Raw genomic sequence first — 23436 nt, forward strand, 5'->3', positions numbered from 1 at the left:
TTCATTTTGTTTATTGAGACTAGTGTTTCTGAAGAATTCAAGTATAGCTTGTTTAGTCAGGTGCAACCTTTTCAATGAATGGCTTCATGATTTTTCTTTATTACTTTTGGCAGACGATAAATTTGTCGGTGACTAGTAAACAGCAGATTAATACATGATGCTCGATGATTTACTTAAAATGATTTTTAATTTTTTAAACGACATTTGCTAATACATACAAAAAAGAAGTAGAACTTTTCATTAAGCTCTACTTCTTTTTTAGCTAAAATTATATACTTTTAAATCTTTTTAAATCTGTATTTTTGTTTTAAATCCTTTTAAACCTTTTTAAATCTCATATCAAAAAAATTGCCTAGTCATTTTCAACTAAGCAATTCTAAACAATTAAATTATTCCCCGTTCAAATCCCATAAAGATCGTCAAAATCAACAGATCAGCGCTACCACCTAAGCTGTAGTTCTTCTCTTTAAAAATTCGATTTAATTCCAATAAAAGCTCTTTGCCTGCCTCAGTTTGATAACCACCAAGACACAAATACTTTTCCGCTTGTTCATGCGCCCATGGAATGACCTCAAGATTGCCGGCCCGCTTAATCAAATTCGAATCTTCAATTTGACTGACAATTTTCATCAAGGTATCCAGCAAACGACTATTTAAGTCACCAGAGGTTTGTGCTAAAAATGGTAATGCCACATCCCTCACCAATGGATAACCAGCCTCGGCTTCCGCACGAACGCCGCCTTTGCCGTATTTCAAAAACTGCTGCTCACCAGCCGTCTCATGCTTCTGCCCTAAATCATGTTTAACTAAGCCAGCGGTCATCTGCTGGATCACCGCAAATTCATCGTCATTTTCATGACCTCGACAATAAGCTGCCGCACAGACAAACAAACCAAGTGAAAAAACTGCCCCTTTATGCGTATTAACATTGTTAGTCGCCTTAAACATGGCTTTTTCCGCATCAATCCCGGCCTGGCGTAATTGCGCAAACATTTCTCGCAAGTCGCCACCGTCGAATCTCGACCCGATTTTAACTGCTTGACTAAAGTAATTTTCTATACTCAAGCTGCTATCAATGAAAAGATAAACATCCATATCTGGATGAGACCCTACATCAGCGGGATCTACCAGGCCTGGCTTGGGATTGGTTACTACTTCGTAAAGCAGCGCCTTTAACGCATTTTGGGTAATTTTTTCATCTTCCATCTATTTTCTCCTAATTGTACAAATAACGATTTTTCAGCAAAAAGTGGCGTAAAATCTGATTAAACTGGTCTGGAACTTCGGCCATCACATCATGACCACAATTATCGACCACTGAAGTTAACACTGCTGGATTTACTTGCTTCATCCACTCAGTAAATTCCGTATCATAATAAGGACTTTGCTTGGCAGCGATCACGCCCAAAGGAACGGGACAATTTTTCACCACCGGTCGCCAATCATGGACAATATGCTCTTTTAGTAAATCAAAATTATCCGACCGGCTAAACGGATGCGCCACCCAGGCATTGTTTAGCTCCAGCGCCACTTCCGGGGCCAATCCGTGTAAAGTTTCATGTACTGCTGGCGGCTTAGCAGCTGCAACTGCATAATTATCAGCCGTGTAATTCATAAAGCCGTAAGGCCAATCACTCGTATTTAACATGAAGGGCGTCTGATCGACGATCACGGCCAAAGCCACCACTTCTGGCTTGGTTTGAATTAAATCATACAGCAAACTGCCACCCATTGAATGCCCGACAAAAGCGGCCTGCTTAATCTTTAAAAAAGAAAGCAATTCAATTAGATCATCCGTTAACTGCTGCAAGCTGTGGCCTTTTTCCGTGCGCTGACTGCGCCCAAAATTGCGATGATCATAGGTCAACACTTGATAGCCCATCTGCGCAAAATATTCTACTTGCGCACTCCAAACTTCTTGGTAGCCACCAAAACCTGTCACAAAAACCAACGGCTTGCCTTTGCCGGTAAGCTCATAGTTTAACTTTACACCATCACTTGTTAAAAAATACATCTTATTCCTCGTTAATTGCTACAAAAGGATCTTTGACCAAGATTGGACCAGTTGCCGTTTTAAGTAAGATCTTTCTACCAGGATTTAAAGCATATTCTTCTAAAGAAAAGCCGCGTTGTTCATGCACGATTTGCATATCCGCGTGCACTCCGAACTGGTTCAAATCATGTAAAAAATCGCCGGCCGCTTGCACCGTCATCTTAGGTAAATTTGGCATAATCAAATCTAAATCACTAACATGTTCTGGCAACTCTTTGACCATCTTGACGTGGGTGGCCATTTCATAAGCAAGCGAGCCGCTAATGCCCCAATGATAATTCTTTAAAGAATCAGACAATACAGCCAAAGCTTTAAACGGCGTTAAAGCTTGTCGGTCAGCTGGCAGTTTTTGCCAGGATTGATGTTTAATAAAGTAATCAGGATGATACTGCTGCACGATTTTAGCTTTTGGTAAAAATCCTGCCAGTCGTTGATTGCGTTCATAACCACGCAAGCCCACTGGAATTAAATCATCTTTAATCAAGCCACGTCTGACCACCACAATTTTGGCCTTAGACAAAGAATCCTTTGCCCATTCAGGTAAAGGATTCTTTTCTAATATGAGGTCATCATTGCTGGCAAAGGTTAACAAGTCATGTGGCCAAATATTAGTTACTTGTCCCATTGATCATCAACCATTTCTCTCATTTTAATGGTAGCTTTACGTCCACTTGCCATGGCAATTGGCGTTTCATAACGGAAATGCAAGTCAGTTGGTTGATCCTTGGTGCTGGCAATTGCCTCATCAATTAAATCATGAACTTCCTTGACGGCATCGTCGTTTGCATCCCAAGATGAAACATCATGCACCAACTTGTATAAAGCCCCTAATTTTTCATAATTGAAGATATCATAGGCCATCGCAGGTACATGCTTAGTAGCTTCTTCCAGTTCCGCAATCGTTCTTTGAGTAATCCGAGCAGCTGAGGCCTTAGACATGGCTTGGATAGTAATTGATTTATCAGCCAAGGCAATCATTCTGTTAGATTGCAAACCGTGAGCTAAGAAACCACCTGAAACAGCATCCCCAGGAATAAAGTCAATCACTGGGTGCCCTGCTTGACGAGCCTTAGCATAGGCAGCAGCACTCGAAGCCAAACTGATGTGAATTCCAATTAATTCTTCCTTGTAGCCGTAAGCTTGACTTGGTACATCAACGATTAAAATAATTGGTCGTTTAACTTCTTTATCCTTGTCTTCATCAACGATCTTGTTCACGATCTTAGAAATGACAAAGCCTTCTTGCAAACCAACTTCACCATTGCGTACCCGTGGGAAACGGTTATGCTTGTCAGGCACGATGGCAATATATTCTTTACCATCAACTTCAGCTGCTAAAACCGTTGGATATTCTGACTTAGCATTCTTAATGCCAGTTAATTTTTCAAACCATAAGCGGCCACGACTCTTGTCCCCTGGGGTATCACTAGCCACAGTCACCGGAATTTCATGCTTTTCAGCCTTTGTTTCACTAAAAATCTTACGATATTCATCAGTAGTCAAAGGCTTAGAAAAATCGATCTTGTCTAGCAAAGTCAAGTAGAAGTCAGCTTGGTCAGTTCGATGAGCATCCTTCTTTTGATCGATAGCTGCTGAAATTGCAGTTCTAATCGTTTCCACATCATCTTCAACTAATTCGTCAGCAATCCCCGTCTTCACTCTTTGACGCGTACCTAAGGTATCCCAGATCAAGTCTTTATCACTAGAATCAAATTCACGCACGCCAGCTTCTTGTTCGATAACTTCTGGACCGTTCAAGGCAATTCTGGCCTTTTGCGTGGTAATCAGGTATGACAAAACGGCACTAGTAATTGACATCCCACCAAAACTACCAACTCGACCTGGAACTAAACCAATGACCGGCACATACTTCTTCAAGGCAATTACCGCGTTTTGAATTTCAGAGATTGATAATAGGCCGTAGTTTGCTTCTTGTAAACGGACACCACCCGTATCCAAAATGATGATGGGATAAATAGTCTTACCGTTCTTATTATCATCTAAGGCTTCTTCCAAAGCGGCAACGATCTTGGCACCGGATACTTCACCGATCCCACCACCTTGGAATTTACCTTCAATAGAAATGACAACAACGTCTTTACCGTTAAGCTTACCTTTAACTAAAATAACCCCGTCATCACTTTCAGGTACGATATTTTGTGGCTCAAGGTGAGGTGAAATCATATCATATTCTGGACCGACTAATTCACGACCAGAATTTTCATCAACTAAGGCAAAGGCACGCTGACGGCCATTTAATTCAACAAAACTATTTTTCATCTTTAAGGACCTCCATTGCTTGAGTCAAGCGCAAGTTTACCACACCAGGAGTTGCACCAAAGTCGTGCACAATAAACTTGCCGTTTAATGGGTAGCGGGCAAAGAAACGGTCCAAAACGTTTTGCCAAACTTTACCGAAGCCATCACTACCAGTAGTAATATCCAAAGTTGTCTTTTCTCCATCTGCTGGGTAAACCAAAATTTCAAGGTCACCGGAGGCAACAGCCCCAACATGGGCGAACTTTTCAACTGGTTCTGAATTTTGATATTCAAAATGTAACTTTTCCATTCTTTTGACCTCCTTAAATTATGACCAAGATCTGAATTTTGCAGGTGGATTGTACAAGCCATGTGACCATTCAACCAAATCATCCATGGTTTGGGCAGCAAGTAATGACCGCTTGGCATCTTCACGACGAACGCCTAGGTCTTCTGGCAGAGCAACGATCCCGGCCTCTCGCAACTTCTTAACTTCTTTAGGGTCTGACCGCAAACCAACTGGAGTTACACCGGCAATGGCTTCAATGGCAGCTTTTCTTTCTTCCATACTGTCAGTCTTGTAAAGGTAAGCAATTCCTTCTTCAGTGACAATGTGAGTGGTGTCTTCTGAATAAATCATGATTGGCACATTAGCCAACTTAGCTTCTTTTCTCACTTCTTCAGCATCCAAGTGATCAACAAAGACCGGTTTCTTGTTAGCACCAAAGGTTTCGACCATTTGGACAACTAACTTTTGACCCTTGGCTAATGGATCATCATCTGGTTTCAAACTTTGCCAAGCAGGAGTTGAGTGGCGGCGACCAGTTGGGTTAGAACCCATGTTAGGTGCCCCACCAAAGCCGGACAAACGACCATTAGTAACGGTTGAAGAGTTACCCCATTGGTCGATTTGCAACGTTGAACCAACGAACATATCAAGGGCATATTGACCGGCAACTTGACCTAAGGCCCGGTTAGAACGCATGGTACCATCTTTACCGACGAAGAAAATATCAGGACGAGCCGCAATGTATTTTTCCATCCCGACTTCCCCACCAAAGGAGTGAATGGATTCTACCCAGCCGCTTTCAATCGCTGGAATCAAAGTTGGCGTTGGGTTTAATTCCCAGTTGCGGCAGATTTTACCTTTAAGTCCTAACTGTTCACCGTAAGTTGGCAAAAGAAGTTCAATCGCAGAAGTATTAAAACCAACCCCATGGTTCAAAGTTTGGACCTTGTGTTTAGCATAGATCCCCTTAATAGCCATCATGCCCATCAAGATTTGTAATTCAGTAATAGCTTGTGGGTCACGAGTAAATAATGGTTCAAGTTGATATGGCTTGTCAGCTGGAATGACTACATCCACCCAATCCGCAGGAATATCAACTCGTGGTAATTTATCGACCACTTCGTTAGCTTGCACAATTACAATTCCATCGTGGAATGCCGCAGCTTCCACAATGGTTGGTGTTTCTTCAGTATTAAAGCCGGTGTAAAGATTACCTTCGCGGTCAACCTTATCAGCAGCAACTAACACTACATTTGGAATTAAGTCAATGAATAAACGACCAAACAATTCCAGGTAAGTATGAATATCACCAACCGTCATTGTCCCATCGGCAATCATTTGTGAGACACGGGTACTTTGTGGACCCGCAAAGGAGAAGTCCATCTTAGAAGCAATTCCTAAGTCAAAAATATCAAGGTGTTCAGGACGAGAAATACTGGACATAATCATATGTAAGTCATGGACTTGATCTGGATCAACCTTGGTTAAAGCTTCTGATAAGAATGAAGCTTGCTTTTGGTTATCTCCTTCTAGTACCACCTTATCGCCCGGTTTGATTAAAGTATTCAAAACTTTAACAACGTCTTCGGTTTTAGCAAATTTACCATTCAATAATGAACTGGCACTTGCTAAACGGGCATTCTTTGCATCTCGATGCGTATGCCAATTTCTTTCTTCTGTCATTATTTTTTCTCCCATTTATTAAATAAAAAGTCTGCATCATCAATCGACATGGTCTCTAGCGTCACAGTCTGCAGTTGATCCATTTTAGCTTTCAACAACCTAGTAAAAGCCGTTCCAGGTGAAAATTCACACGAAACTGTTGGCTCATATTCCAGCGCGACTTGCATCATCGTTTCCCAATAAACTGGATGAATCAAGTTGTTGCCTAGATCATAAGCCACATCTTGCAGCTTGCGGGTGGCGTGACCATTAAAATTGGTCAAGTAAATACACTCAGGTGCCTGCAAAGTTAAAGTCTGTAAAAACTCTTGCAACTTCTTAGCAGCTGCCGCCATGAGGGGCGAGTGTGAAGGATTGGGTACCTTTAAGAGTTTAGCTTTCGCTGCTCCATTTTCTTTAGCTAGCTCAAGGACGGACTGAATTGCCGTAATCTTGCCAGAAATCGTGTTTTGCATTTCGGCATTTTGGTTTGAAAGATAAACTGGATTGTCATCTGCGTGAACTTGCTCAACCAACTTTTTAACTGCTGGTCGACTGAGTCCCACGATGACTCCCATGCCATAACCTGCAGGACAAGAGTCTTGCATCAGCTTTGCCCTTAACGCCACCAGTTTAAACACATCTTCCTTGCCAATGACTTTAGCCGCATAAGCGGCGCCAAAAACGCCCAACGAATGACCAGCCACTAGATCAGGCTGCCAACCTAGCTGTTGCAATTGATCAATTTGTTCAACTTGTAAAAGCAAGATGCTTAACTGAATTTGTTGCGAATCTTGATAGCCTTCTTCCGTATCAAGCAACTTAACTCCAGTCCAAGTTTCAACTTGGGCTTTTAATTCTGGATCCACTTCAGCCAGCATCCTCGCTTTTTGCCCACCTTGACCAGGCATTAACCATAAACTGCGCATTGAATCACCTCTTTGGATCTCACACTAACTAGTTTAAATCCTTCTTATGATTTTTTATAATAGATAAAAAGAAAGATACTTAACCATGTGGTTATGAAAGAAGGACCTAAATGAATCTGACTAACCTCAAATATTTTATCGCGGTCGCCGGGCTGGGTTCAATTACTGAGGCTGCTAAAGAAGCCTATGTCAGCCAATCCGCGGTTAGTAAGATGATTAAGCAGCTCGAAGATGAAATTGGGGTGCAATTATTTGACCGTGAAGGTCGCACGATCAAGTTGAATCAACAAGGCAAGCTCTTTTATTCTTATGTTTCTGACAGTCTTAACCTGCTCGATCGCGGCATCAAGGCCGTCCAAGGATCGAAAAATATTAATCAAAAGCCGTTAAATGTATTGTTTACGGTGGCTTCGCCTTTGATTGCCAAAATCATTACTCGCATGCAGGAAGTGCTGCCCCATGTGAGTTTGAACATTCATCAAAAGAATGCTTTTGCCAAGGACTTAGAACAATTTGATTTCATTATTTCCACAAAGCCGATCCCTAACTTTACTAGTATTCCCTTAATTACTGAGGAAATTATGATTGCTGCTAAAAAAGGGATTCTGCCTAATCAAGATTTCATCGAAATCAAAAGTCTGAAGAATTATCCGTTCATTGGTTTAGATCAAGATACAGAATTGCAGCAGACGATTGATCAGTTTTTATTGAAAGAAAACACCAAACTGAATTATCAGTACCAATCTGATGAGCCAGCAACCGTTAGACAATTAATTACTAGCGGACTGGGCATGGGCTTTGTTCCTGCAATCAGCTGGCACAGTTTTGAAGCACAAGATATTGTTACAGCTCACCTGTTGCCGACAACGCCTCAGCGGACGATTTATTTAAACTCGCCACAAAAAATCTTGAGCGATGAACAGCGCTTATTTAGTAATGAAATTGCCAAGGTCTTTGTTGAAGAGCGGGAAAAGGTGCAAGGCTGAAAATTATGTTTGCGTTTTCGTCGTAATTCAGCTAAATTAAAATTGAACTCTTTTTGGATCTCACCATTCAAAAGAAAAGAGTTGAGTTTCAATGAAACAATATCAATTTAAAAGCTATCAAACTGCTGATATTGGAGACTATTTAAAGGTTTTTGCTTGTACCGCGGTAATGTCGCAGCCCATCATGTCACTGATCATGGGAGTCCAGCAACCGACAAATGTGCAAGATATCTTTGGCGTCTTCTATAATCTGGTCAAATATACAGCCCCAGCCTTCATTTTTGGGATTTTGTATACTACGATTCGCACCAATGACGAACAAGGAAGTTTTTCTTATCGAAAGCATATGCGTGCTAATTGGTCGAATTTGTTCGTGCCAACAATCTGGTGGACGCTAATTTACTTGCTTGGTATGCCTTGGCTGCAACAAGTCAATCAATATCACAACTTTGGCTCTTTCTGTTGGCATTTTATCAATGGTAATGCGGCACCGCACCTGTGGTATAACACCATGATGCTCCAGTTTATCATCTTGATGCCTATTTTCTGGGCCATTAGCCGCTTTGTTGGTAATAACCTGACACGTGGAATTTGGGTAGCCGTCATTACCTTCGTGTTCTACTTTACTTGGCTTGGGTTCTATGACTATTATGTTTTCCATGGTATCCATGAACATGACTGGTATTTACTTGACCGAGTCTTTATCTCCTTCTTCATTTACGGTGTTTATGGGGTCTTAGCTTGGCAATTGCGGGGATACTACAATAAAATTGTCAGCAAATTATGGTGGTTGATTGGCATTGCTTTTGTGGCTTGCTTTATATGGACAAACTACGAACTGCAACAATTCGGTCATCCTGTTAACTTTAACAATACACCATATTACAAGCCTTCGATGACTTTGTATTGTTTAGCTGTGATTGCACTTGTTTCCGCCATTTGCTTACATCAAGTTAAAAAGAACTCCCAAACCAGTTTGAAAGTTTTCCATTTCTTAGCCACTTATGCTTACCGAGCATATTTGTCTAATGTCTTTTGGAATCAACTAGTCTGGCGCGGCCTTAACATGCAATATCATGCCACTTATCATCCAGTTTTAACTTTATTTGAAACTTGGCTTTTAACTTGGATTCTTTCCTTTATTTCTGCTTACTGCTTACATATCTGGTGGAGTAAAACCAAGAGTTTTTTATTTAAAAAAGATGTATGAGGTGGTCACAATGCAAAGAACAAATAATACCAATGCAACAGAACACGATCACAAAATGATTGAAGCTAGTTTTCAAGATTTTGAAAACCAAGGCTGGCTGGCTGAACAAGAAATGTGTGATAAGTTTGGCAAATTTGGCTGGACTGAAGATTAGATGATTTGAAAAAGTGCTACTTCTTAGGATTGAAGTAACGCTTATTTTCTCATGTCTTACAAAATTTTTTTAGCGTAAATTATTTTTACATGTTTTTTATTGGAAAGAAAAAAACGAGCCAAAATTCTGACTCGATCTCTTCCTTATATTTTTCTTCTAACAACCAATCCAAAATGTTCTTCTTTTGAATTCCATAATAATTGGCATCCTTATTCAAAGTGTCCATTGTAAGTAAAAATTTAGGATAAGAATCATTAATTTTATTCAGCGGACGCAGTTCTCTTGATAATACATGCTCATCCAATGTTGTTAAGGCAACTTGGAAATATCGCGCTTCATTCTTATTATTCAAGGCCACAAAATCAACTTCTAATTTTGAAGTTTGACCAACATAAACATTCGGATAGCGTCGCTTTAATTCCAAGAAGACGACATTCTCAATTATGTGTCCGTAGTCTTCTTGATAATCTGGCAACAGCAACTGTCGTAACCCTGGATCGACAACATAATACTTGCTGTTTGCGCGCAAAATCTCGCGTCCATGAATATCGTAAGGCTTGGCTTCATACATTAACAAGCTCTGCAAGATTCCCGCCAAATAAAGTTCAATAGTTTTTCGGTCTGCTGGAAATTGATGGTGATAATTTGGTCAGATGAGACGCCATTGTCTTTTAGATATTCTCTAAAAAGTAAGAAAAGCGTTGTCTTACCAACACCTTTGATCCCAGAAACAACCTTAATTATTTCTTTATTCTGATGTCGCTTGAGAAAATTAATATAGCACGAATTGGGATTATACTCCCAACTTTTAACAAAAATCAGATTATTTGGGAGTACAATCCCAAGCTTTACTTCTTTTCGTATCCAATTAACAAGCCACCAGCTTCGGCGTAGTAACTACACAAACCGCCACACTCAGTAATTGAAATTTCAGCATCAGGATATGCGGCTAAAATCGCATTCTGCATCTTTTCTGCCTTGTCTGGCGTCCCGACGTAATCGATCAGAACCTTGCCGCCCTCATAGCCGGACTCTTCCATCAACTTCACCATCTTGGCAAAAATCTTCTTACTACCACGTGTCTTGCCCAGCATTTCCAGCTTACCTTCATCGCTAGCTGTTCCATAAATATTCAGCTTCAAGGCATGAGCAATCTTCGCCATTGCAGGATTAATTCGGCCGTTATTTGCCAGGTTATCCAGATTTTCCAAAATAAACAACAGATCCGTCTGCCGCATCTTGTACTTCATTGTTTCAACAATTTGCTCAAACTTGAAGCCTTTGTTAATCAATTGCGCAATTTCTTCAGCTAACAGGCGAATTTGTGGACCAGCCGACCGCGTATCGAAAACATGAATCTTCACTTGCGGATGACTTTCTTGATAAATTTTGGCGGCTTGCACTGCTGAGTTATAAGTTCCTGACAAAGCACTAGTAATCGTCAAGACAAAAATTTCATCCCCACCCACAAAGGCATCCATCCAATCTTGGACACTTGGGCAAGCTGTAGAGCTCCGTTCCTTAGTCTTTTTCAAAGCATCAACAAACTTCGGCAAATCAATTTCACCATTATCAAGCCAAGAAAGAGCCCCTGCTCTAATCGTTAACGGTACACTAGTGTGTGCGACACCGTCCATTGCACTAACAAAAGCATCAGCACCAGAATCTGTAATAATCTTCATTGTCATTTTGCATTACCTCACTTATGTGTCTGTATCTTATCGAGTTTTTAAAATTATGTCAACGGTTTTTCAAAAACTTATTCAAAGATATCGATTGACAGCACTCAAAAAATGACTAATAATAAAACTACTATTGTGAGGTGCAAAGTAGTGAAAAAAGAAGTAGCAATTAAAGATTTTCAATTACCAACTTACAGCGACATCCCTGAGATGGGACTTTATCTAAAACAAGTCGTCGACTATCTCAATCAACATTTGGCGCCTTTGGGCAATCTTAAACTGACTAATTCCATGGTTAGCAACTATGTCAAGCATAAGTTGATCACCCCGCCGCAAAGTCGGCTCTATCAGCGCGAGCAAATTGCCACCTTGTTCTTTATCGCCATTGCCAAAAACGTCATGGATCAAGAGGACTTACGCAAGGCACTGGCTATTCAAAAAGACACTTACCCGATCGAGGTTGCTTATGACTATTTTGCCAAAGAATTAAAAAATGTCCTGCTCTACGTCTTCGATCAACAAGAGCAATTACAAAAAGTCGGTCACGATCACACTAAGCAAAAGCAGATGCTGCGCAACGTGATTATGGCTTTTGCCTATCGTGAATACCTGTATCAATTTTTTAGAGAAGTGTAAAAAAATCCTGGGAAAACATTTTTCCCAGGATTTTTACATTCTCCATTCTAGAATTATCGTGGTCAGAAACAGTCAAAGCCGACTATAGTTACGAACATGACTTGAATACTTTGTATTCTACGTCAGTTCTACACTATCTCGGCATTGACTCGAGAAGTTTCTTCCCACTCACTACTTCAGTAATTTATCCCAAATCACAACTTTACCAGCCTTAAGTGACTTCGGTACATCAATAATTCTTTGATTACTCGACCCGCGGAACTGCAAAGTCAGATCTTTCTGGCTTTCCAAGAAACGACCATCCACTAAAATATCAATCTTAGACAGCATTTCTTTCTTATCTGGAGTTTCTTGTTGCAACTCATCCCAAGTATAACCGGACCAGGACCAAATATCCTTGGTGTGGCCAAATTCCTTACGAATCCGGTTAATCACCCGTAAACAGACATTGGTATTCAAGAATGGTTCTCCGCCCAGAAAGGTTAAACCTTGCACATAAGGTTGCGCCAGATCATTCATAATCCGATCTTCTAGTTCTTGCGTGTAATCAAAACCATAATTAAAATTCTGCGCTGCTAAATTGTAGCAACCAGGACAATCAAACAAGCATCCCGACACATACAGACTGCATCTAACCCCTTCCCCATCAACGAAGTTAAAAGGTTTATAGTCTGCAATTTTATTTAAGCTATAATCTTCAGCCTTCCATTCCTGCGGCTTGGGATTCTTCGGCAAGCGCTTTTGGCGTAATAACTTCTTGGCATGATCAACCTGCATCTTATATTGATTGGAATCAACAAACATCGTGTCGCCATCAATGTTAACTTTGATCATACTTCCGCGCACATCAGGGCCTTCTTGTGTATTTTTATCTTTTTCTGGCATTAATACTCATCATTCTTTCTGATTTCAGTATTTGCTAAACTACTCTCTAAGCCGCTGCCCATGTGTTTTACTCGGTGGACGATTTCTTCATGGCGCCCGTGAACCATTGGCCGGCGTAATGGATTGCCCAAGTAACCACAAGTCCGCTTGACACAATCACAAGTCTTCGGATCATGGTTACCACATTGCGGACATTCAAAACCTTTAGCAGTTGCTTTAAATTCTCCAGCAAAACCACACTCGTAGCATTTATCAATTGGCGTGTTAGTACCTAAGTAGCCAACTTGGTCATAAGCCCAATCCCAGACGGCTTCAAGAGCTGCTGGATTTTGTTTCAAGTTCGGGTATTCGCAGTAGTGAATAAAGCCGCCCGCTGCATACTTAGGATATTCTTTTTCAAAGGTCAACTTTTCAAAAGGCGTTGGGTGCTTACGGACATCGTAGTGGAAGGAGTTGGTGTAGTATTCCTTATCCGTAATGTCCTTCACCTTGCCAAATTTGGCTGTATCCAAACGACAGAAACGATCAGTTAAACTTTCACTTGGGGTTGAGTATAAGCTGTAGTGGTAGTGGTTAGGATCTTCCTTTTCCCACTTAGCACACATGTCGTGCATCTTTTTAACGATTTCAATGGTGAAAGCATGCGCTTCTTCATTGTGTTCCCAATCAGGACCATAGAAGACGGTGCCAACTTCATATAAGCCAATGTAGCCCAGGGACACGGTTGCTCGGCCGTTCTTGAAGAGATCATTAACATTGCCATCTTCAGGTAAACGAATCCCGAAAACGCCATTTTGATACAAAATCGGGGCATTAAGCGGGGTAGCTTCGGTCACGCGGTGTGCTTTGAACTTCAAGGCGTCATGCGCAGTTTTCATTCTCGTGTCAAAAATCTTCCAGAATAAGTTCATGTCGCCATGACTTTCCATCGCAATTCTTGGCAAGTTGACAGTTACAACACCCAGATTCATCCGACCAGAGTTGACTTCCTGACCATGTTCATCCTTCCAACCTTGTAAAAATGAACGACAACCCATCGGACACTTGAAGGAACCAGTGATTTCCTTAATCTTGTCATACATTAAGACATCGGGATACATACGCTTGGTTGAACATTCAATGGCCAATTGCTTCACATCGTAATTAGGATCGCCTGGGTGCAAGTTTAACCCGCGCTTAATGGTAAACAACAGCTTAGGGAAAATCGCAGTCCGGTGTTCTTTTCCTAAACCTTTGATCCGAATCCGTAAAATATCTTTTTGGATTTCTTTTTCAATCCAAGAAGTTCCTAAGCCAAAGCCAACGGAAGTAAATGGTGTTTGTCCTTGGCTTGAAAACATGGTGTTAATTTCATATTCCAAGCTTTGCATGGCATCGTAGATGTCCTTTTTCGTCCGTTTTTTGGCAAAAGACTCCGCAATTTCTTCATCATCAACTAATTCTTTGGCCTCAGCTAGGTGCTTGTCATAATTCTTCTGGGCAAATGGGGCTAAGACCTCATCAGCGCGGTCAAAGGAACAACCACCATATTGACTGGAAGCAACATTCGTGATGATTTGGGCCACTTGACTAGTTGCGACCCCAATTGAGTTTGGACTTTCCATAAAGGCGTTACCGATCTTAAAGCCATGCGTCAACATTTCTTTAAAATCGATTAGGCAGCAATTAGACATTGGTGACAATGGTGTGTAATCCAAGTCGTGCCAGTGAATATCACCCCGTAAATGAGCTTTTGCCAGGTGCTCCGGCATCATGGTTAACCCCACCGTTTTGCCAACTGTTCCGGCCGTCAAATCCCGCTGCGTGCTGAAGACATTACTATCTTTGTTGGCATTTTCGTTAACAATCGTTGGATCTTTATGCACTAAGCGTTCCAAACGGTTTTTGGTATCAGTTTGCTTTTTAAATTCCGCCTCATCTTGCTTGCGGTAGGCCACATATGCTTTAGCTTCTTCTAAATAGCCCAATTCATTTAAACTATCGTGGAAAGCCATCGCTACGTCTTGGGCGGATACTACATCTTGTGGTGCTAATTTAGCAGTGATTTTTTCAAGTACCGCCAACTTGACCTCATCAAGAGCGAGTGCGTGCAAAACCATCTCTAATTTAAACAATTCAAAAGGATACTTTGCCCCATCGCGCTTTATGAAAGTGGTTGGTGTTTCTAATTTACTTACAATTTCATGGTTTACTTCTGGTTTTAACATCGCACATCACTCCTCAAAATCTATGTCTTAATAATAGCATAAATCACAACATCTTGTATTCTATATGGATTTGCGTAACATGATCTTGTATTTACGAAAAGTGTGACTAGACCAACGTGGAACAAAAGATTTTACTTTTTTGAAAAAGTTTTCAAAAAAATACGCGACCTCCAAATTGCAGATCGCGTATTTCTAATTGATGTTAATTCAGAATAAATTGTTGTTTAGTTAGGCATATTTAAATTATCAGCTTGCTTTTCAGCAGCTCTTCTTTCAATGACGTCAGTGCCATCTTCGTTCTTAGCTAACATCGCATCCTTTGGGGTACCAAAGAAGTATGTAGCCACGAACCCACCAGCATAAGCAGCAAGCAAGCCTAAGCAGTAAGCCCACCACATATTGTTAGCGATCAATGGAATCATGGCCCAGCCTGAAGCACCAATGGCAATGGCACCAACATGACTGAAGCAGCCAATCACAGCACCACCGATACCACCACCGACACAGGCAGTAATAAATGGACGTCCCAATGGAAGGGTAACCCCATAAATCAAAGGTTCACCAACCCCAAGGATACCTACAGGTAAGGCACCTTTAATTAATTTAGTTAATTGCTTGTTCTTGCGGCATCTTACCCAAAGGGCAATAGCTGCACCAACTTGACCAGCACCAGCCATGGCTAAGATTGGCAAAAGTGGTGTAAAGCCAAGTTTTTGAATCATGGCTAAGTGAATTGGCGTTAAAATCTGGTGCAAGCCCAGCATTACCATTGGTAAGAAGAACAGACCTAAAATAAATCCGGCAAATGGACCACCAACAGCTAAGACCCAGTTGATCGCACCAACTAAAGAGTTGGAAATCCAACCAGCCAATGGCATGACAAAGAAAATCGTGAACAAACCCATAATCAAAACGGTTAGGAATGGGGTGACTAAAATATCAACGGATTCCCAAACATGTTTATGGAAGAATTTTTCAACATAGGACATTAACCAGACAGCTAATAAAACTCCGATAATCCCACCTTGACCGGCAGCTAAAGGCTTGCCGTCGAAGATGTTTGGAATTGTAGTTGGAGCAACTAAACCTGGTAAGAGCACGATCCCACCGAGGATCCCACCAAGACCGGGTGTAGCGCCAAATTCTTTAGCAGTATTCATCCCAACGAAGACGTTCAAGAATGAAAACAAACCGTTGGCAATAATTCCGAGCACTGTCACTCCAAGTGTCCAGCTCACTGGCAACATCTTGGCCGCCATCATGTTCCGTAAGATGCCCGCAACTCCGGAAATCAAACCAGCACCAATGAAGGCTGGAATCAATGGAATAAAGATAGCGGAAATGTGACCTAAGGCTCTCCGCCACCAAGTTTGCTTTAATTTTGCTTTGTGTTCAGCGTGAACTTGGGCCGCTTTTTCTTGCACCGCTGATTTTTCTTCAGCGTAAGAACTTTTAGTAGCAACTTTAGTTGGAAATTCTTCGTTTTCCTTAACGCCCACACTATCAACCATTGCTTGCGCAACTTTAGTGTTAACGCCAGGCCCAACTACGACTTCTAAGCTATCGCCGTTAACGACTCCTAAGACGCCGTCAATCTTTTTCAGCCCTGCTTCATTAATCTTAGCTTTATCTCTAATATTAATTCTCAGCCGCGTCATACAGTGATACATTGATTGCACATTTTCGGGGCCACCAATATTGGCAAAAATCTCTTGCCCCATTTTGCTATACTTGTCAGCCATTTTTCTGACCTCCCACTCTAATACACTTTTTCATTAATGAAAGCCTTTACATTTATTATCTTATTCCTATTGAAGCAATAGTTCAATGTTATTTAGAAAATAAGTAATTATTCTGAATAATGAAATTTTATTTCACGGACTATTTTTCTTTCAAAACCTCACTAACAGAGTCGTGATGGCCCGCTAATAACTTTTTCGCTTCTGCTACAGGCAAACCCGTTTTAGCCATCACAATCGCCAAAGGCACGTTCTTATCAGCTTGGTGCAAAATTTTCTCTGCTTTTTCCTTGGCCACACCCGTGACGGCCTTAACGATTCGACATGCCCGATCAACCAGCTTCTGGTTAGTTGGCAATACATCAATCATCACATTTTGATAAACCTTGCCTTGCCGGATCATGACCCCGGTGGAGATCATATTTAAAATCATCTTTTGTGCGGTGCCTGCCTTCATTCGGGTCGAACCCGTGATAACTTCAGGACCAACAACCGCTTCAATTGGCACTTGTGCGACTTGGCCAATCTTGCTGTCTTTCACACAAGCAACAGCAATGGTAACAGCACCAACATGGCTAGCATAGTTCAAGCCCCCAATGACATAAGGAGTGCGGCCACTCGCAGCTAAGCCAATAACGATATCTTTTTTATTCAAATTTAAATCACGTAAATCTTTTTGGGCTAATTCTTCTGAATCTTCGGCCCCTTCAACAGCTACATACATAGCGCCTTTACCACCGGCAATTAAACCAATGGCTCTTTCAGGCTTAATGCCATAAGTGGGCACTAATTCGGCCGCATCTAAAACCCCTAGCCGGCCACTAGTTCCAGCACCAATGTAAATTAAGCGACCACCTTGACGATAATTAGCGGAAGCTAAATCAATCGCCTTGGCAATTTTTGCATCTTGCGTGCCAACTGCTTCGGCAACTTTTTGGTCTTCGCGATTAATTGTTTTAACCATCTCGAGTGTCGACATGGTATCGATATGCATGGTATTGGGGTTACGTTTTTCAGTCTCTAAATCTTTAATTGCCATTTTCTTCAACCTCTTTCAAATCACTTACTATTTTTTCAGTTTTACGCATTTTGGCTTGGAGTTTACCTAAATCTGGCGAAATTAAGCTCAGATATAATAAACTTGAAATAAACATTTCTGAAAATAAGGAATTCACCGCACCATAACGCAGTAACTGCTCATTAATCGGCAGCGCTAAGACAATATCTGCCAAAGCCGTTAATGGTGAATGTTTATTACGCGTAACGGCGACCACCTTGGCGCCACGGTGCTGTGCTTCTTTGGCAATGAGCAAAATTTCTTTGGTTAAACCACTATATGAAAAGATCAAAACCAGATCATCTTTTTGTGCCGCCGCCACTTGTTCTAAGGCCACGTGAATATCACTGACAAAGCAAACTGCTTTACCGATTCGGATTAATTTATAAAACAGATCTTGAGCAGGAAGTGATGAGGCGGCAATACCTTCCAGATAAATCATGTGACTGCTCTTCATCAATTTAACGACTTGGGCAATTTGCTTACGATCAAGTTCTCCAGCTAAATCCTGTAAATTGGTTTTCAAACTGGTATAAAGCTTATTCAACACTACCGGGGTCTGATCATTTGCTTGGATAATCGTGTCGATCGTTTCTGACTCTTTTTTCGGCATTTCAATTGCCAGTTCAATTTGAAAATCCTTGAGACCACTAAAACCAAGCTGTTTGCAAAAACGAATAATAGTTGCACCGCTGGTTGAAGTTAATTTACCTAACTTAGCAGCATTGTTAGCTAAAAAATCAGCTTGATGACATAAATAGTAATCTGCAATTTTCTGCGAAGACTTCGATAAAGTGGCATACTGCTTAAGTACTTGATTATCAATTTGCATCCCTATCGCCTACCTTTATAGTCGGTCAAAAACAATCGTATTATCTGCATCCAGGTACTGTAATAATTCTTGGTATTCGGGTGCAATAAAGCCGATCACATTAGTCCGCGCCGCTACTGGCAGAGTTTCTTTGACCAAATAAACCTCACCGCTATAACGCCGTGCTAATCGGTTTTGCATCACGATCGAACCGGCAGTTGGGGTCAGATTATGAAAAATTGGCACGTCGGGTTTGCGCGGCAGTAATAATCGGACAATCTTTTCTGGTTGATCAGCCCGCAACTTAATCTTTTGACCATATAAATTTTCATAGCCTGCTTCTAAATGGCAAGGTAGATGGACCAACTTATCTTTTTGGTAGTCCGCAATCCGAATTAGCGTCTCACTTCTAGCTTCACTATCACCGATAAAGACATCATCAACATGAGCCTCATGAATCATTTGCACGGCAGCAACATAAGGATTTTTCCCGCGATCTGCTTCCACTGTTGGTAAGCCTTCATATAATGGAAAACGTTTCAGTGCATCCCCACAGACAAAAGCCTGTGTGCGTAACCCTTGCGCCTTTAAGGACAAATTACGTTCTTTAAAAGCAGTCCAGGACATGCCAGTGTTAGTTTCAGGATAGAAATTGTAAGTCAGTGCAATTTTGTCAAAATCAACCCCGCTTGCTCTTGCTTGTCTGAGATAATCGTCGTTGACCACACTGGCATTGAGCATCAAGAAGAAATCTTTTTGTAACTGCTTGATTAAGGCAAAATCATCTGCACCATAGTCTAGCCGTAAAGCGGTAAAGCCTAACGCTTTTAATTTTCCGTAATCATTAGGCTTCACTCCGAGCCGCTTGAAAGTAACGGGAGAAACATCTGGCACTAGCTGCATACCTAATTTATGACACAAAGCTAAAAAGTCAGGCAAAACCTCATCCAAATGAGAGTAATCTTCCTCAGGAATTTGTAATGAGGTGAAGATATATTTGGCTCCGGCTTTAGCCGCTGTTTTTAAATAATTGGGATCATAGTCTTGAAAATATATTGAAATTCCTAACATAATCTTTTCCTTCATCAACTGTATGTAAGCTCTTACATTAATCTTACTCTCTTAGAAATGTTATTTCAATTTGTAATTTAAGGAGGCATTAATTCACCTTATTAAAATCTTATTTCATAAGAATGCAAAAGTGTTGCTACAACCTTTTAGATCATAACTTTTATATAATGACCTTGAGGTGATAGATTATGAAAATTGCAGTGTCAACGATGAACGGCTATTTATTTGATTGTTATGGCAAGTTTGCCCCAAAAAATCAACGAATCGAAGGCAAACCGAGTCGTTCTTTTCCTATTTTCGTTACAGATGCGCCAAAAGAGGCTAAGACTTTAGCCGTCTTCTTCCGTGATTATGATTCCGTGCCCGTGTGTGGTTTCACTTGAATCCACTGGCTGGCCGCGAATTTGCCAGTCAAGGATGTACCAGCAGATATTAGTCAACATCCGGGGCAGATCAGCTTTATTCAAGGTAAAAACAGTAATATTAGTAAGTTCCTGCCTGAAGGAACCGGCCCAACTGTGGGCTACACTGGTCCAATGCCACCAGACAAGACGCACAATTATACTTTGACGGTGTACGCACTGGATGAAAAATTAGATCTGAGTGAAGGTTATTACTTAAACGAATTTTTAGATAAAATCAAAGATCATATTATTTCTATGGCGACGATTGCAATTCCAAGTCGTGCCGAGTAAAAAATAAGGCTCCCGAACTTCAGGAGTCTTATTTTTGTCTATGCCAAGACGGATAGATGTAGCGCTGCTCATTTGTTAAATTAGTTAATTTGAGATATTTTTGCCTAACTAACCAGTGATAGATGTAAATGGCTTGGCAGCGATAAATAAAGTAAAGATCATTCCCATTTTATACATATCTTTAGCAGCATCTTCGATTGAAGTTTTACGGGGACTTTTAGCGCTATTACTTCCATCCAAACGAATGGAATGGTAAAACGGCCGAAAAACTTCTTCAACTTCGCTTGGCTTTTCGATTTCATGAGCGACTTCTTTTTCACAAATAATCGCTTTAATTTTGATAGGGACGCTTAAACATAGGCTGACTAAACCGGCATAAAACATGGAACTTTTTCCCTGGCTGGGTCGGAATTCTTTCAAAGTTTTCTCAAATAAATACCAACTGAGCAGCACTCCCAACATACACAAGGCAACAAATGCTAAATAAGGCTTGGAAAGCGGGCCGACGTCAGCATTAGAAAATTTGAATAAGCGGAAAACTAAAAAGATTAACAAAAGAATTAGTATGATATCACAAATAATAGCTACCATTACAAGCCCCTCTTTCTCTCATGGAAAAAGTACCAGACATATCTTTGCTTGGGCGTTAAGTCAGATGATTTGATGATTTTTTCTTCAACTAGCCAGCTGTAGATATGAAGATACTCTAAGCGGTAAACAATGAAAACTACTAGTATAAAAATTACTACAGCTAAGATATTAATTGCGATCGAAAACGGCAGTAATTTCAGTAAAACTGGTCCAGAAAACAGCGCTCCCATGAAAAGCAGAGTGTTATGTAAGGCTTCTATCGAAGTCTTGGGCGGATTTGCGTATTCTTCATAGCGATATAGCGGATATATTTTACAAAATGGTTCAAGTACCGCTTCAACATCTTTTGGTGATTTAATTTTGCGTTTGGCAACTTTCTTTTCGACCCGCCAAGCTTTGATTCTCACAGGAATACTCATCAGCATTCCCAAAATGCCAAGAGGGAAACTAAACTCTTGTCTGAATTGCGGGAAAAACTTCAACACATTTAGTCCGATTAGCAAGAAGCCCACAATGAACCATTGACCAAGATACAAGACAGAAAATGTTAAGTATTTTTGTTGATAGTATCCGATTTGCGTTGGCGTTAGTTTAAATAGGCGCTTGACTAGCCAAAAGTAAGCCACTAGATAAAGTAAGTCGATAATGATGAGCCACATATTTTTCTCCGTTAGTTTTATTTGTAGACAAGAAAACCTCAGGGGTTCGTTGCCTCTGAGATTCTTTATTGCTATATCCTTACTTATATCACTGACTTTTTTAAGAATGATGAACGTCTTGCACACTTACACCCCAGTATGAAATATATTCCATAAATTTTTTTCCAGCATTAGCATCGTATGGTCTAATTAGATTTGCTTCCATACTTGAAGCAAGTGCCTTAGAGATTAAAGACGCTTCTTTATCCGTTAGTTGAAATGTTTCACGCAGAGTTGAATTGCTAATCTTCATATCATTAACATATTTTAAGCTAGCGTCCCAGTAAATTGCCTCATTTTTTTCAGTAACTGACAAATCTTTAAAGGCCTTTTTCTCACGAATTGTTACCTGAGTAGCAGTAGTACCTTTACTTAAGATTTCTACGGCAGGTAATTTAGCTTGCTCTAAAGCATAAACTACCTTATCAATTCCCGTACCACGAGATTCAGTAATATGAAACTTACTTAACAAATTTGCCAATTCTGGATTTCTAGATCTTGGTGGAACATCTAAGAAACGTAACGGTTCAATCAATGGAATCCCCGGATTACTAATTACTACACGATTATCAAAGATTTCTACCATTGGCCGCATCCCTGAAATAGTGAAATCTTGATGCACTAAGGCGTTAGCCAATAATTCCCGAACCGCAATTATTGGAAATTTATAGATTTCTTTTCTCACACCGGCATCATAATTCTCGTGATAAGGAATATGATCCATAATGTCTTTCATAATTTTATCAAAAGAAACTACGATCCCAGAACTTTCCGCTTCATTATAGATTGCGTTAGCTAATTTCATGTTGCCACGATATTTAGTGATAAAAATTGAACGATCTTGCAGTAAAGGAAATTTATGCAAATCTTTCGCTAATGTGTAAGCGCCCAAATTAGTAATATTGAACAAATCTTTATCGACTTGGGCAACAATATTATTATGCACCAAGCTGTCTTTGACTGCAGCATCATTATTTAGATTTTCAGTTATATTTTTTACATAAGAATCCAAATCCAGATATTCAGATAATTGGTTATAAGTTAAGCCTGTTTTGGCGAATTCCAACTCAAATTTGGATGATTCAAAAGTTTCCCAAATTCTCTGCTCCTTTTCTGGGAACATATTTAACTTTTGATTTGAAGTTCCTACTCTAATATAATCAATCCCCATAAATTTCAAAGGCTGATTTAAATGACTTACATCTATTGTCAGACATACCAAGTCTTTATCATCAATTTGACATTTATCCCAAATCAGATTTAATTTCGGATCAATATATTTATTGAGATAGAAAGTTAACGAAATGTTACTTTTACTCGATTTACCTTTTTTATTCTCTACAAATGCTTTTTCAAGATACGGATCAAAATTAGTTCCTACGATCTTTTTTGTTAGATCTTCTACACCCCAAATCAAATATGCATGAGGGACATTAGCTGCTAAAGCTGAATTCCCTAAAGCATAAATATATTGTCCGATCGTTTTAGCATCTTTTAATCCAGTTTTGTACTCTACTGTTTCAGATTCATTATCATTTTCAATTAAATGCAATAATTCTTCCGATTTCATTTTCTCTTATTTTCTCTTATTTTCTCAATTAAATCCAGTCCTTTGTTTATAATTACTGAAAGTTGAAAGCTAGAAATCATGCTAACTTAGCGTGGCTTCTGGCTTTTTTAGTGCAAAAATAAAAACGCAAGATCTTCCTGCGTTATACTTTAAGTGTCCAAACCAAAGTTAAAGGAGATCTTACGCAATGAAAAGTATACCGCAAATTGATGATGAAAAGGACACTAAAGCTTTAATTTCTTCATTTACTAA

Annotated in this window: 21 protein-coding genes and 2 pseudogenes; 5 read left to right on the forward strand and 18 right to left on the reverse strand. The window is 40.2% G+C overall.

Features of this window, described 5'->3' with window-relative positions; translation table 11 throughout:
- Positions 1–384: 384 nt before the first annotated feature.
- The 7 genes from EJK17_RS05865 to EJK17_RS05895 form a co-directional block, all read right to left on the reverse strand.
- On the reverse strand, positions 385–1206 hold the full coding sequence (locus EJK17_RS05865; RefSeq protein ID WP_103661577.1) for a triphosphoribosyl-dephospho-CoA synthase: 822 nt from the start codon (positions 1204–1206) through the stop codon (positions 385–387).
- A gap of 10 nt (positions 1207–1216) precedes the next feature.
- Positions 1217–1951, reverse strand: coding sequence for an alpha/beta fold hydrolase (locus tag EJK17_RS05870; RefSeq protein WP_255409173.1), 735 nt, complete (start codon positions 1949–1951; stop codon positions 1217–1219).
- 64 nt (positions 1952–2015) lie between these two features.
- Positions 2016–2678, reverse strand: a complete 663-nt coding sequence (locus EJK17_RS05875) for a malonate decarboxylase holo-ACP synthase (RefSeq protein WP_103661579.1) — start codon at positions 2676–2678, stop codon at positions 2016–2018.
- Positions 2666–4333 (reverse strand): biotin-independent malonate decarboxylase subunit beta, encoded by a 1668-nt coding sequence (gene mdcD / locus EJK17_RS05880; RefSeq protein WP_103661580.1) that lies wholly within the window; start codon positions 4331–4333, stop codon positions 2666–2668. The genes EJK17_RS05875 and mdcD overlap by 13 nt, the downstream gene beginning before the upstream one ends.
- Complete coding sequence (locus EJK17_RS05885; protein ID WP_103661581.1) at positions 4323–4622, reverse strand: malonate decarboxylase subunit delta; 300 nt, start codon at positions 4620–4622, stop codon at positions 4323–4325. Before EJK17_RS05885 ends, mdcD begins: the two co-directional genes overlap by 11 nt.
- A gap of 18 nt (positions 4623–4640) precedes the next feature.
- Positions 4641–6284, reverse strand: a complete 1644-nt coding sequence (gene mdcA / locus EJK17_RS05890) for a malonate decarboxylase subunit alpha (RefSeq protein WP_103661582.1) — start codon at positions 6282–6284, stop codon at positions 4641–4643.
- Positions 6284–7192: an ACP S-malonyltransferase gene (locus EJK17_RS05895; RefSeq protein WP_103661583.1), complete on the reverse strand. Its 909-nt coding sequence runs from the start codon at positions 7190–7192 to the stop codon at positions 6284–6286. The genes mdcA and EJK17_RS05895 overlap by 1 nt, the downstream gene beginning before the upstream one ends.
- Before the next feature lie 110 nt (positions 7193–7302).
- On the opposite strand from EJK17_RS05895, the gene EJK17_RS05900 reads away from it, so the two are divergent.
- From EJK17_RS05900 to EJK17_RS11425, 3 genes are all read left to right on the forward strand, one after another.
- Positions 7303–8178: a LysR family transcriptional regulator gene (locus EJK17_RS05900; protein ID WP_103661584.1), complete on the forward strand. Its 876-nt coding sequence runs from the start codon at positions 7303–7305 to the stop codon at positions 8176–8178.
- A 91-nt stretch (positions 8179–8269) separates the two neighbouring features.
- Positions 8270–9388, forward strand: a complete 1119-nt coding sequence (locus tag EJK17_RS05905) for an acyltransferase family protein (protein WP_103661585.1) — start codon at positions 8270–8272, stop codon at positions 9386–9388.
- 10 nt (positions 9389–9398) lie between these two features.
- Entirely contained in the window at positions 9399–9542 is a 144-nt protein-coding gene (locus tag EJK17_RS11425) for a toxin-antitoxin system, antitoxin component, AbrB family protein (protein WP_168180741.1), read from the forward strand.
- Positions 9543–9627: 85 nt separating this feature from the next.
- Here the strand turns inward: EJK17_RS11425 and EJK17_RS05910 are convergent.
- Together EJK17_RS05910 and EJK17_RS05920 are read right to left on the reverse strand one after the other, a co-directional pair.
- Positions 9628–10161: pseudogene (locus EJK17_RS05910) on the reverse strand (DUF4143 domain-containing protein); the annotation flags it as partial.
- Between the two features lie 229 nt (positions 10162–10390).
- The gene (locus EJK17_RS05920; RefSeq protein WP_103661587.1) at positions 10391–11230 is read right to left on the reverse strand and encodes a DegV family protein; all 840 of its coding nucleotides are present in this window, start codon (positions 11228–11230) and stop codon (positions 10391–10393) included.
- Between the two features lie 144 nt (positions 11231–11374).
- Between EJK17_RS05920 and EJK17_RS05925 the strand changes: the two genes are divergently transcribed.
- Positions 11375–11860 (forward strand): DUF1836 domain-containing protein, encoded by a 486-nt coding sequence (locus EJK17_RS05925; protein WP_103661588.1) that lies wholly within the window; start codon positions 11375–11377, stop codon positions 11858–11860.
- A gap of 171 nt (positions 11861–12031) precedes the next feature.
- On the opposite strand, the gene nrdG is transcribed toward EJK17_RS05925, so the two are convergent.
- The 6 genes from nrdG to EJK17_RS05955 form a co-directional block, all read right to left on the reverse strand.
- On the reverse strand, positions 12032–12745 hold the full coding sequence (gene nrdG / locus EJK17_RS05930) for an anaerobic ribonucleoside-triphosphate reductase activating protein (protein WP_103661589.1): 714 nt from the start codon (positions 12743–12745) through the stop codon (positions 12032–12034).
- Positions 12745–14952, reverse strand: a complete 2208-nt coding sequence (gene nrdD, locus EJK17_RS05935; protein WP_103661590.1) for an anaerobic ribonucleoside-triphosphate reductase — start codon at positions 14950–14952, stop codon at positions 12745–12747. The genes nrdG and nrdD overlap by 1 nt, the downstream gene beginning before the upstream one ends.
- A 224-nt stretch (positions 14953–15176) precedes the next feature.
- On the reverse strand, positions 15177–16694 hold the full coding sequence (locus tag EJK17_RS05940) for a PTS transporter subunit EIIC (protein ID WP_103661591.1): 1518 nt from the start codon (positions 16692–16694) through the stop codon (positions 15177–15179).
- 139 nt (positions 16695–16833) lie between these two features.
- A complete protein-coding gene (murQ, locus tag EJK17_RS05945; protein ID WP_103661592.1) occupies positions 16834–17730 on the reverse strand; it encodes an N-acetylmuramic acid 6-phosphate etherase in 897 nt (298 codons plus the stop codon).
- A complete protein-coding gene (locus EJK17_RS05950; RefSeq protein WP_103661593.1) occupies positions 17720–18580 on the reverse strand; it encodes a MurR/RpiR family transcriptional regulator in 861 nt (286 codons plus the stop codon). The genes murQ and EJK17_RS05950 overlap by 11 nt, the downstream gene beginning before the upstream one ends.
- 15 nt (positions 18581–18595) lie before the next feature.
- Positions 18596–19630, reverse strand: coding sequence for a MupG family TIM beta-alpha barrel fold protein (locus EJK17_RS05955; protein WP_103661594.1), 1035 nt, complete (start codon positions 19628–19630; stop codon positions 18596–18598).
- Between the two features lie 188 nt (positions 19631–19818).
- Between EJK17_RS05955 and EJK17_RS05960 the strand changes: the two are divergent.
- A pseudogene (locus tag EJK17_RS05960) lies at positions 19819–20325 on the forward strand (YbhB/YbcL family Raf kinase inhibitor-like protein).
- A gap of 108 nt (positions 20326–20433) precedes the next feature.
- Here EJK17_RS05960 and EJK17_RS05965 read toward each other — a convergent pair.
- From EJK17_RS05965 to EJK17_RS05975, 3 genes are all read right to left on the reverse strand, one after another.
- Positions 20434–20916, reverse strand: coding sequence for a hypothetical protein (locus EJK17_RS05965; RefSeq protein WP_103661595.1), 483 nt, complete (start codon positions 20914–20916; stop codon positions 20434–20436).
- Positions 20916–21575, reverse strand: a complete 660-nt coding sequence (locus tag EJK17_RS05970; protein WP_127796279.1) for a hypothetical protein — start codon at positions 21573–21575, stop codon at positions 20916–20918. The genes EJK17_RS05965 and EJK17_RS05970 overlap by 1 nt, the downstream gene beginning before the upstream one ends.
- A 100-nt stretch (positions 21576–21675) precedes the next feature.
- Complete coding sequence (locus EJK17_RS05975; RefSeq protein ID WP_168180743.1) at positions 21676–23166, reverse strand: ATP-binding protein; 1491 nt, start codon at positions 23164–23166, stop codon at positions 21676–21678.
- Positions 23167–23436: the final 270 nt, after the last annotated feature.

The sequence above is a fragment of the Lactobacillus xujianguonis genome, assembly GCF_004009905.1.
Taxonomy (GTDB): Bacteria; Bacillota; Bacilli; order Lactobacillales; family Lactobacillaceae; genus Lactobacillus; species Lactobacillus xujianguonis.